This window comes from Aliiruegeria lutimaris (assembly GCF_900099935.1).
GTDB lineage: Bacteria > Pseudomonadota > Alphaproteobacteria > Rhodobacterales > Rhodobacteraceae > Tropicimonas > Tropicimonas lutimaris.
Genome location: NZ_FNEK01000063.1, coordinates 18,592 through 30,365, shown reverse-complemented (window position 1 = coordinate 30,365; position 11,774 = coordinate 18,592). Strand labels below are relative to the sequence as shown.

Here is an 11,774-nt window from a genome sequence, read left to right as displayed (position 1 = left end):
TGAGCAGAAGTTCCTTGTCGATCTGTCCGGCTCCAGCAAGGCCGTCGAGGCGGTGAAGGCCTGTCAGGCCGAACAAACGGAGCCGGCCGCCGAGTAGCGGGCCCCTATTCCAGCTGATGCATGTCCGGCACGCAGGGTTTGCGGTTGGCCGGCATTTGGTCGGCGCCATCGGCCCGACGGCTCCGCGAGCCTCCGACATCCAGTTTGAATTCCGGGGCGGAGAGCTTGCCGGTCACATCAAAGGGCCAGGCGCTGCGCGACAGCGGCTTGCCGACGCGGCGCGGCTCTGCTCGCAGGGAGATCGCGTCATTGACCCAATCGACCGTTCCCTTGCCGACCAGTTGGACGGAACCGGTTTCGACCACGATGGAGTTCGTGCTCGCCTTTCCGGCTTCGATCCGGACGGGGGCGACGATACATGTAATGTCGGTGTAGCCCTGTTGGAGTTCCCTGGAGAACAACCATGGGAATACACCCAGCCCAGCCAGTTCCAGAAGGCTCGTGCTGATGTTTCCATTGGCCATCGAGATCGACGCCCGGCCGCGCATGGAGTTGACAAAGCTGGACGATTTCAGATTGCTGGTGATGTCGAAATCGCCGCGCAGCGTGCCGTGGGCATCGATGCCAAGCCCCAGGGAGTCGAGGATCTCGCCGAAATCCCAGCCGCTTGTTGCGCCTGAAAGAGCGATACGGTCCGGCGCATTGACCATGTCCATCGCCGCTGTCAGGCTGAAATGCCAGCCGCCATAGGCTAGGTCGAGCGGTCCGAAGCGCAGCTTTCCTTCCTTCGATGACAACGTACTGGAGACAGCCGACACGCCCTGCTGGCCGCTGATCTCGCGGGAATCGATCAGGACCTCCACATCGGCCTTCGTCAGCAGCTCTTCCGGGTTCAGCAGGTCGGAGGGCTTTGCCTGTTCCTTTGGCAGTACCAGTGGCTTCACCTCTGGCTCCTCCTTTGGAAGGACCAGAGGTTTCACGTCCGGATCGTCCTCCCGCTTGTCACTGTCGAACAGGACCTGAAGCTGGGCAAGGGAGGCCGAGAGGTTCTGAAGATCGCCAAGGTTCACCCGGTCGCTTTCGATCGTGCCGCGAACAACCGGGGCTCCTTCGGGGAATGTGGCGTCGAGTTTGGCCGCGAGATCCGATCCACCAGCGGTGAAGGATACGCTCGCGGTGAAGTCATCGCCCTGTTTCCGGGTCGAGGCGGCAACGCCCAGGGCGCCGACGGGAACGGGTTCCAGGTTCAGTGCGGATAGGAACGTCTCGCCGTCCAGAACGTCGAAATCGACATCGAAATCGAGGCCCCCAAGCGCGGTCAGATCATCCACGAGGAGATGTAGATCGAGCGTCCAGATATCCGTTCCGTAATTCGTGGCCTCGAACCGGTTCAACGCCAGCGCGCCGCTTTCGTCCGAGAACTCAAAGCCGGCTTCGATCCCGCCGAATGCACCGGCAACCTCCTCCCCCAGGTCGGCCAGGATGAGCTTTGCCGGACCCGTCAGGGTACCCTCAAAGGACAGGTCCCCCAGCTTCAGCAGGTCAAGAATCTCGCCCTCTGCCAGAAGGTAGGGCTCCTCCAGCGGGCCGGCCTGCAGAGTCATGCCTTGCATTGCCAGCCGACCATCGGGCAGCTTGCGGAGATGCTCGATGGTGATCGGGCCGACACGTTCCAGCCCCTGGTCGAACAGGTTGGTATGAAAGGCCAGGTTCTCGAATTCCAGACCGGAGTCGGTGCTGACGACATGCATGTCGATGCCGGTCAGCTTCAGGTCGCCAAAGGTTTTTGCCCTGGGCGGTTGCTTGTCTTGCGGAAAGAGCTGCGCATCGAAGGTGACGCCCAGCCCCTTGGTCTCCAGCAGGTTCTCGGCCGATCCGTTGGCGGTGAGTTCCTGCCCGCCTTCCAACGTGACAATGGCGGCAAAATCTTCAATCCCGAGCAGCCCGCGTTGGCTGACAAGGCGGGCCTGCAAAGAACCGTTGCCTTCAAGCGACCTCTCAAGCCCGAGCATCTCGAGGAAATCGCCGAACGCGCCGGTTTCCAACGCGAGATCGCCCGAAAACCCGCCACCTTCATCAGGGGAAAAGGGTGCGCCGTTGAAATCGGCCGTCAGGTCTCCGAACGCCGCCCGGGTGGTGAAGGCCGCATCATGCGGGAAGTCGCCCTCAACCTCGAATGTCTGCCCGTTGACGGTTCCGAGTCCATTCAAAACCGTTCTTGCGCCACCGGTATCTTGTGACAGCGACAGGTTCTCGAGGTCAAAGACGAAGGAAAACCCGGAGACCGCGTTGTCGACGGTCAGGCCGATCGAGGTGAACTCGACATTCTTGTCCTTGAGGAAAACGAGGATACCCTCCCCACCGGTCTCGCTCTGCGCCTGATCGGGGTCCTCCACTTCGTCTTTCGTCTCGGGCGGCGCGTCGCGCCAACTCGTCGTACCATCCGCGTCGGTCAACAGGTTGGCCTGAACGCCATCCACCAGAAGATCGTCAAAGTGAAACTCACCCCGGCTGAGTGCGACAAGGTCGAGATCCATCTCAAGTCGATTCAGCTCCGCCAGCGCCGTGCCCTCGATCGACTGGCTGGGGATCTCGACACCAGCGACGGTGATCCGACTGACCGGCCCCAGGACGACACGCACGTCCTCCTGGATGTGGAGCGGCTGTCCGATCTGTTCTGATAGAATGTCCTCGGTTATCGACCGCCGTAGGTCCGAGAAGAGTGGCAGGGCGAGCAGGAGCCAGACGCCGAGCGCCGCAAGAACAACCACCCCAAGCAGTGAACCGATCGTCCAGAGCAGGAATTTCTTCATCGTGTTTCTTTCAGTTGTCGCCGGTAACGCCGGAGTGGCCGGAGAAGCAGATGTATCGTTGTCGCGTTTATGGCGTTTCCGCATCGCCGTCTGGCGGAACCGGCTCGGGAGCATCAGATTGTTGTTCCGATGCCCGTGCCTTGCGCCAGTCTCTCGGGGACATGCCGAAATTCCGTGTAAAGGCCCGGGTGAGTGCCGAGGTTTCGGACAAGCCGACCAGTTGCGCAATCTCCTTGATCGACAGCTCGGTTTCGGCAAGCAGGTCTGAGGCCTGTTCCATCCGCAGCTTGTTGATCACCTTGGACGCCGAGGTTTCGTAGGACGACAGTCTTTTGTTCAAGACCTTGGTCGAAACACTGCACATCCGGGCGGCTTCGCTCACCGTCAGCGCAGGGTCGGAAAGCTTTGACCGCACGAGGATTTCGAAGCCTTCGAGGAAGTCCAGGGGCGCATCGAGATGAACCCCCTCTCCATGATCGAATTCGGGGTTCGCCAGGGTCTCGGGTGAAATCGGAAGCGACAGCCAAGCCGCCGGAAAGCGGATCGAGTATCCCCTGTTGTTGCACTTGATGCCCCGCACGCCATGAAACTGCTCCGGCAGCAGGGTGGGGTCGCAGAGGCGCAAGACCAACTGCGCGGGATCCCATCGGAAATCGAGAACCCGGTGTAGCAGCGATATCCAGATCCCGACAAGAAATGCGTCCGAGTGGCCCGGCGAAACCTCGGGTTCGAAATTGCGGCTGGTGGTGAAATAGGCGTGCTCCTCCTCGATCAGGAGCCGGAAGGACACCGCGTTGCTCTCCTTCGAGACAATCTGGGTGAACCGGGTGAAGAAGTCGCCAAGGGTCACCGACTGGCCGAGCAACGGGCCACGCGGCAGGAACTTCAACAGATCTGTCTGTTGTCCCGCCAAGGCGCAGATATCCCGTCGGGTGATGTCGGCGATGGAGGCCAGCGCCGCATAAACCGTGTCATGCGGGATGAAGGCGGCTGGGTTCAGGACTTGTTCTTCGCTCAGGCCATGCAACCCAAGCGCGAAGGCGGGGTCCGCATCGAGCCGCCGCATCATCTCCACGGCAGGGCCGAGCACCGTGGCGCGCACGAGGGGCAAGCCGTCTTTCTGTTCTCCTTGCGGCATAGGCATCACCCTTTCGCTTTCCGTCACGCTATGAGGGCGTATGCCAGACGACCAAGAGAAAAATGATCGCAATTGACCGAACCGGGTCAAAAAAATGACTCGAGGGACTGACGGGTCAAAAGGATCTCAGTGCAAGTGTGCATAGTGGGATGACCGGTCGACAGAAAGATCGATTCTATCCACTCCTGGGAGGGCACCGAATGACACCACTCAACCTGAAGGCGTTGCTGCCGGCCGCATTTGCCGCAGCATCGTTCTCTACCATGGCGATCGCACAGGACGATGCGTTGCCGCAGACCCTGTTCACCAACGTCCATGTCTTCGACGGCCTCAATGAAGCGCGGATCGAGAACGCCAGCGTTCTGGTCGAAGGCAACCTGATCAAGGAGGTTTCGACCGAGTCCATTGATGCGCCCGGCGCAACCATGATCGATGGTGGGGGCCGGACCCTGATGCCCGGGCTGATCGACAGCCACGTTCACCTGAACCTGACTGGCCTGTTCACGTCCTTCGGGGGAGCGGAGTATGCCCAATGGGACGGCATTGGCGCAATGGCGGCTGCGAACGCGCGTGACTACCTTATGGATGGGTACACGACAGTTCGCGATGCCTGTGGCCAAGGCGATGCGATGAAGAAACTGATTGATCAGGATGTCATCGTCGGGCCTCGGATTTACCCAAGCGGGGCCTGCATCGGGCCGCAATCGGGTCACACGGACTGGCGCAGCCCGCGTGCCCGCGCCGAAGGTGGCCCTGTCTCACAAGTTGAGGAACTCAATCTCGCCGTCGTTGCAGACGGCGCAGACGAAATCAGAGCAGCCGCGCGCAGAAACCTCAGCTACGGGGCCACACAAATCAAACTGACAGTCGGTGGTGGCGTCTCCTCGGAATTGGACCCCCTCTGGTCCGTCGGTTACAGCGTGGACGAGATCAAGGCCGCAGTGGATGTTGCCGCCTTTTTTGACACTTATGTGTTCGTACACGCCTACACAGACGAGACTGCTCAACTGGCTCTGGATGCCGGTGTGAAGGTCATCGATCATGGCCAGTTGATCAAGGAGGAAACTGTAAAGCGCATGGTCGATGAAGGCGTCATCTGGTCGCTCAACACTGCCGGGTTCTCGCCGATCCTGTTCGAACATCCCAACTTTGCCCCGGGCACTCCCTCGGGTTTGAAACTGGCGGTCGCGCACGAACAATCCAAAGACCTCATTGATCTGGTCAAGAAGTACAAACCCAAGATCGTCCACAATGTTGATACAGTCCTGTCAACGCTCGATCAGGGCCGCGCCCATCGGGATTTCGAAAAGTACCAGTTTGCCGACTGGTTCGGAAATCATGCGATGCTGGTCTCGGCCACATCGACGGGGGGCGAACTGGCGCAACTGACCGGACAACGCAATCCTTATCCTGAGAAACTGGGCGTGATTGAAGCCGGGGCCTATGCCGATATCCTGATCGTGGACGGCAATCCGCTGGAAGATTTGTCAGTCTTGGGGGCTCAACCGAAATGGTTTGACGCGGAACCGCGCGAAGAAGGTTTCGAAACGCTCCGCGTCATCATGAAGGACGGCAAGTTCTACAAGAACACGCTGGACTGAAGGGAGCGCGGGGCGGTCTCCCTCGTCCGCCCCGCCTTCTACCCTGATCCGCCGCACTCACCAATGGAGCCAAAATGAAACACGCACTTGCAGCCGCCTTGTGGCTGGCCGGCAGCTCTCTCGCGCTTGCCCAGGACGAAAGCTTCCCGATCCTCTTTACCAATGTTCATGTCTTCGACGGCGTGAACGAACAGCGCATCGAAAACGCGAACGTCCTGGTTCAGGACAACCTGATCGTCGAGGTCTCGGCCGAACCCCTCGCGGTCGCCAACGCACGGATCATCGATGGCGGTGGGCGTACGCTCATGCCGGGTCTGATCGACGCCCATGTTCACATGGCGATCACCGAGCCGATTGCGGATCTCAGGGACAATTTCGACTGGATGTACTGGGGCGCGACCTCCACGGTCGAGGCGGAAAAGATGCTGTTGCGCGGTTTCACCTCCGTCCGCGATGCGGGTGGACCGGCGATGGGGCTTCAGAAAGCCATCGACCGGGGCAAGGCCGTGGGGCCGCGTATCTATCCGTCCGGCCCGGTGATCTCGCAGACCTCCGGCCATGGCGAGCACAGGCACTACACGGAACCGCACCCGAATTTCGAAGGGTCCTCGCCCTCCTTCTTCAACCAGCACCTCGAGTTCCTGGCCGATGGGGTTCCGGAGGTCCTGCGCGCGACACGCGAAGCGCTACGGCTGGGCGCGTCGCAGATCAAGGTGATGGCCGGCGGTGGCGTGTCTTCCAGCGTGGACCCGCTCCACACCGTTCAATACCTGCCCGAAGAGCTGGAAGCGGCGGTCAAGGCGGCAGCGGATTATGGCACCTACGTTCTGGTCCATGTCTACAATGACGAGAGCATTCTGCGGTCCATCGAAGCCGGCGTCCTGAGCATCGACCATGCGCAATTGATGACCGAGGTGTCCGCGCAGGCGATCAAGGACGCGGATGTCTGGGTCGTGCCATATTACTCCCTTCTGGGTCTCGACGAGGAGACCGTCATCAAGGTTCTCGGCCCGCTCTCCGCCCCGAAATTCCTTGAGGTGCAGGCCGGGGCTCGCAACCAGATGAAGCTCCTGAAGGAGTTCGGGATCGAAAAGGTCGTCTTTTCAACCGACATCATCGGCGATCCTGCGGCGCTCACGAAGCAAAATGACGAGTTCAAGTATCGCCTGGAGGAATGGTCCTCCTATGAAGTGCTCTTGCAGGCGACCTCCAAGGCCGGTGAGTTGCTCGCCCTGTCAGGCAAGCTGAATCCCTATCCCGAAGGGCCGCTCGGCGTGATCGCAGAGGGCGCCTATGCCGACATCCTGCTGGTCGATGGCAATCCGGTCGAGGATGCGATGATCATGACCGACTACGAGAACAACTTCGATCTGATCATGAAAGACGGCGTGATCTACAAGAACACGCTGGACTGACGAGGACGTGGGGCGGTCTCCCTCGTCCGCCCCGCGTTTTCATCCGACGCAATCATCCCGGAAAGGACAGACTTTGAAACATCTCGCCCTTGGTTCTCTCATGGCACTCTGCAGCTCGATGACGTTCGCCGAGGGGACAACTGTCTTCATCAATGCCGACATACTGACCATGGATGCTGATTTCACTGTGGCTAAGGCAATGGCTGTTCGAGGCGACCGGATTCTGTCTGTAGGGACCGAAGCACAAGTGAGGTCGGAGGCAGGAGAAGACTCATCCATTGTCGATTTGGCCGGGGGAACCGTGCTTCCGGGCTTTATTGATGCGCATACACATCCGGTCGGTGGCGGTGCGTCCTCAGTCTTTGACAATGTCGGAATTGACCGCTTCTCCACGGTCGAAGAAGCGCTCGAATACATGAAGGAAGCAACAGAAGGTCAAGGCCCTCTCAATTGGGCTCTATTTGTAAACCTTGATCTTGCGACTCAATCCTTTGAGGACGGTCTGGTTACCAGAGAGCATCTGGACGAAATAGCGCCGGACACGCCTATGGTGATTTGGCAGGCGGGCGGTCACAAGATGACGGTCAATTCTGTCATGTTGGACTTGATGGGGGTTTCTGACGACACACCGGATCCCGCAGGTGCCCAGTTTGGGCGTTTTGAAGATGGTCGACCAGATGGCAATTTGTCAGGAGCTGCCCTCCTGTTTGGCGCACTCGGCGTTATCGAGCCCTACAACAGCTACGACCGGATCGAGGGTTCAGTCGCTCTGGCCAAGGAATGGAATGCACAGGGGCTCACAACTCTTGGGGTCGCAGGCGTAGCATCTCCGAAAGACTGGGACGTGCTGACGGAACTGTCAGCGCGGGATGACTTTCCCTTGCGGACCCGTAACTACCTCCAATGGGGCGGCCTGGTGATGTGGGATCAAGCTGGTGTGGCTCCCGGACAAGGCGACGACAAGTCTCGCATCGTCGGTTGGAAAATCAGCGCCGACGGTTCCAATCAGGCCTTTACGGGTTTGCAGCGTGAACCTTACCTGAATTCGGATAACCTTGGCCTTGCCTATATGAGCCAAGAAGCCATCGACAGCGCGGTTGTCAAAGGAACGAAGCGTGGCGGTCAAATGGCCATGCACGGCAACGGAAATGCCGCCATCGACAACATCATATCTTCGGTTCAGAAGGCTCGCGAAGCGGGTGTCGATGTTGTGCGTCCCCGAATTGAGCATTGCTCGATTACCGAAGATGACCAGATCGCCAAGCTCAAGGAGTTGGACATTTCCTGCTCTTTCCTGATTGCGCATGTCCTTTACTGGGGAGAGGCATTCCGGGACACAGTCTTCGGCCCTGAAAAGGCGTTGAAGCTGGATCGCACTGGCAGCTTTGAGAGAGCCGGTGTGCCGTATTCACTTCATACGGACTATTCCGTCTCGGTTCTGTCTCCGCTGGAAATGGTCGAAGCCGCAGTAACGAGGTCGCTCTTTACGTCCCCAGATACCGTTCTTGGTGAAGAGGAACGAGCGTCGGTGGATATGGCGCTCCGCGCAATAACCAGCGTTCCGGCGTTTCAGCTCTTGTCAGAGGAAGAGATCGGCAGTCTCGAGGTCGGCAAACTGGCCGACTTTGTGGTGCTGGCCGACAACCCGCGTGAAGTGACCCCTGACGAGATTGGCGAGATTTCGGTGAAGCAGACCTGGATGAACGGGAAACAGGTTCATTGAACATCTCAAGCTTCAATGGGATCTGCCGCACAAATTCGGCGAGGGAATTACCTCGGGCATCAGCCGATTTGCTCAACAGAGTCTCCAAAATGAACAAATACGAAAAGGCGACGAGATGAACAGAATCCTTCTTTCGACAGCGTTCTGCGTCTCCGCGACGGTTGCGGCGGCGCAGGACACAAAAGACATGCGCACCTTCCTGTTCATCGGCACGTCCAACAGCGCGGCCTGGGAGATGCAGATCGCCAATCCCGGGGACCGCGCGGCCTCGGTGAAGGGTGGAATCGAAGCGCTTGGTGGCGAGCTTCTGAGCTACTACTGGGGGCTTGGAAACGGGAAGAACTACATCACCGTCGCCCTTCCGGACGATCCCACCTTCATTCAGGCCTTCTATGTCAGCCGCCTCGGCGACGGGCTGCTGGAGGACTACCAGATGATCGAGTTGATGAGCAGCGCCGACATGGCCGAGGCGCTTGCGCGGGTGCCGGAAATCAAGGCGCAGGACGATCTCAAGTAAATGACATGCATCGGGCGGACGGCGAGACTTTCAAGAACACACTGGTTTGAAGGGATACCTATGCGTCACATATTGTCGGCAATCGTAGTCGTTCTGGGGGCAAGCCCGCTCTACGCAGAACCAACTCCCATCGATTGGCCGGACCTGATCGACCAAAGCGTCCAATCCTACGAGGATCCATTCCTCGACCTCGACTACGAACAGGTCGAGGACCTGCGTCAGGTCGTGGCTCTTCAGGCGGAGATGGACGGCGGCAAGCTATCGCCGGAGACAGGAACGCAGTTGGATGAGGTCAAGGCGGCCCTTTCCGCGCAAGGGATCGATGCTGACTGGCTGATCTCTCAACGTTGGATCGTTGCGGAACGGCGGGAACTGGCCAGCGCTGCTGGAAACGCGGCCCTTGATGGCGAAACGATTTCTCTCGGTGGTTTCGCGATCCCGGCGCCACCGGATGAAGATGGATCCGCGATGGCCTATCTCGTGCCGGAGCGCGGCATGTGCAGCCACGTCCCACCGCCGCCGCCGAACCAGATGGTCCGCTTGCGGCTGTCTGACGGATGGGCACCGGCCAGAATCCACGAACCGATCGTGGTGAGCGGTCGGATCAACATCGATCCGTCGGATCGGCAGATGATGGTCGTGGATGGGTTCATTTCCATGAACGCCACCTTCTCGATGGATGTCGACGAGGTGCAGACATTCGGCCAGTCGGACAAAGCGGAAGCTCCAGCAACCAATGATTGGGCGAAAAGCCTCGCGGATGGTTTTCAAACCGGCTCGAAATCCGGAGTGAAGGGGCAGTGAGACCCGATGGACGAGTAAATCCGTCGACACATTCGTAGACGCGGGAGGAGCAACCATTTCTATTCTTCTGATCGCCGTTGGCCTGCTGTCGGCCTTCTTCCTCTTCGCCAGTTCGATCAAGATCCTTGGCTGGCAGAAGTTCATCTTCGAGACGCAACTGGCGATGTTCGTCAAATACGGGTTGAACCGTCAGATCATGGCCCTTGTCGGCGTTGTCGAGCTGTTCGGGGCGGTGGCGATCTGGTTTCAGGGCGGCTTGTTCGGGTCGCTCGGTGCCGCAGCCCTTCTGGGCACGTCATTGGGCGCAATCGGCTGTCACTTGATTTGGGACACGTGGAAAGACGGCGTGCCCGCCATGATCACCGCCACGTTGTCGGCTTTGGTCCTCTGGTCCGGCCGGGAAGTCGTTCTCGCGCAATTTGCCTGACCGAAAGCAAAAAATAAGGGAGAAAACTATTGGGACAGGCAAAGCTTCTCGTTGCGACCATCATTGGCGGCTTCTGTGTATCAACTGGAACCATCGCACAGGACAACGGCCCACTGGCACCTCTGGAGGCCGCCGCAGCAGTCTCGCTGGGTGGTCCGGCCTCCACGCAAGCACAATTGGAACAGGATCGGATACGGCGGTTGCAGGACTCTCGCTGGCCGGGGCTGGATGCGGCATTGGACCCCTTGGAGGCGTCGCGGCAAAGCTTTGCCGAACGCACCGGCCTGAACCTCTCCTTCGACTACCAGGCCTTTTATCAGTCCGCGACCGAGAGCCTGACCGATGTCGACGAGGCCGCCTTGGGCCAGGCGCGCATTCTCGGTCAGTGGACCCTGCTCAATCGCGGTGGCGAGAACCCCGGGCAACTGGTCTTCACCCTGGAGAACCGCCACCTGCTCGGCACAGACATTGCGCCAGGTGGGTTGGCCGGAGAGATCGGCTACGCGGGCGTCACCGCAACGACATTCAGCGACACCGACACGACCCTCTCCGTCGCCTACTGGTCCCAGACGCTCGCAAGTGGGCGGGCCGGTTTCGTGGCGGGACGGATCGATCCGGGAGACTATTCGGACATCCTCGGCTACGTGAACCCGCGCACGACATTTTCCAATTTCTCGATCCTGTTCAGCCCGGTCCTCCCGATTCCCGATCCCGGCTTCGGAATCGCGGGGGGCGGTTTCCTGACCGATCAGATCTATGCCCTCGGGGTCTTGTCTGACGCAAACGGCTCGATGACCGATGTCGAGTGGTTCCCCGGTGGTCCCGAGTTCTACAAATACGCCGAGATCGGATGGACGCCCGAACGCTCGAAGCGCTTTCTAACCAACGTTCACCTCGGCGTGTTTCACGTCGATGAACGCACGGAGGCAGGCGTGCCGGAGAGCTACGGGGCGATCCTGTCAGCCAATCACACGATCAACGAAGAATTCATGATCTACGGACGCCTCGGCTGGTCGGAGGGTGAGGCGCCAATCGCCAGGCGCGCAGCCAATGCCGGTCTCCTGTGGCGGCCGGGCCTCTATGACGACCTCTTCGGGTTTGGCGCAACGGTCGCGGACCCGGTTGATGACACACTTGACACCCAGACCACGATGGAAGCCTTCTACCGGTTGGACCTGTCGGACAATGTCGCCCTGACAGCGGATGTGCAGCACATGATCAACCCGGGGTTCAACGATCAGGACCCAACCGTGTTTGGACTTAGGCTGAGGATCAATCTTTGATCCAAATCGCCAACCGCCGGGGCGTTGCCGTTTCCGGAAAAGCTCGCCAGTTC

General features: G+C 59.5%; 9 protein-coding genes. 7 read left to right on the top strand and 2 right to left on the bottom strand.

Translation table 11 applies throughout. The features are described 5' to 3' along the window. Positions 1-104 precede the first annotated feature (104 nt). A complete protein-coding gene (locus BLR85_RS21495) occupies positions 105-2,813 on the bottom strand; it encodes an AsmA family protein (protein WP_093162185.1) in 2,709 nt (902 codons plus the stop codon). A 67-nt stretch (positions 2,814-2,880) separates the two neighbouring features. Further along, positions 2,881-3,951 carry a helix-turn-helix domain-containing protein gene (locus tag BLR85_RS21490; RefSeq protein ID WP_170844684.1) on the bottom strand — a complete coding sequence of 357 codons (1,071 nt, stop codon included), beginning with the start codon at positions 3,949-3,951 and terminating at the stop codon, positions 2,881-2,883. 149 nt (positions 3,952-4,100) lie between these two features. Between BLR85_RS21490 and BLR85_RS21485 the strand changes: the two genes are divergently transcribed. The 7 genes from BLR85_RS21485 (at position 4,101) to BLR85_RS21455 (ending at position 11,721) form a co-directional block, all read left to right on the top strand. Beyond that, entirely contained in the window at positions 4,101-5,552 is a 1,452-nt protein-coding gene (locus BLR85_RS21485; protein WP_093162179.1) for a metal-dependent hydrolase family protein, read from the top strand. 74 nt (positions 5,553-5,626) lie between these two features. Beyond that, complete coding sequence (locus BLR85_RS21480) at positions 5,627-6,967, top strand: metal-dependent hydrolase family protein (RefSeq protein ID WP_093162176.1); 1,341 nt, start codon at positions 5,627-5,629, stop codon at positions 6,965-6,967. 73 nt (positions 6,968-7,040) lie between these two features. Next, positions 7,041-8,690 (top strand): amidohydrolase, encoded by a 1,650-nt coding sequence (locus BLR85_RS21475; protein WP_093162173.1) that lies wholly within the window; start codon positions 7,041-7,043, stop codon positions 8,688-8,690. Positions 8,691-8,805: 115 nt separating this feature from the next. Beyond that, positions 8,806-9,207 (top strand): hypothetical protein, encoded by a 402-nt coding sequence (locus BLR85_RS21470; protein ID WP_093162171.1) that lies wholly within the window; start codon positions 8,806-8,808, stop codon positions 9,205-9,207. Positions 9,208-9,267: 60 nt separating this feature from the next. Continuing rightward, on the top strand, positions 9,268-10,011 hold the full coding sequence (locus BLR85_RS21465; protein ID WP_170844683.1) for a DUF3299 domain-containing protein: 744 nt from the start codon (positions 9,268-9,270) through the stop codon (positions 10,009-10,011). Positions 10,012-10,066: 55 nt separating this feature from the next. After that, positions 10,067-10,438: a DoxX family protein gene (locus BLR85_RS21460; RefSeq protein ID WP_093162166.1), complete on the top strand. Its 372-nt coding sequence runs from the start codon at positions 10,067-10,069 to the stop codon at positions 10,436-10,438. A 29-nt stretch (positions 10,439-10,467) separates the two neighbouring features. Continuing rightward, entirely contained in the window at positions 10,468-11,721 is a 1,254-nt protein-coding gene (locus BLR85_RS21455) for a carbohydrate porin (protein WP_093162163.1), read from the top strand. Positions 11,722-11,774 lie beyond the last annotated feature (53 nt).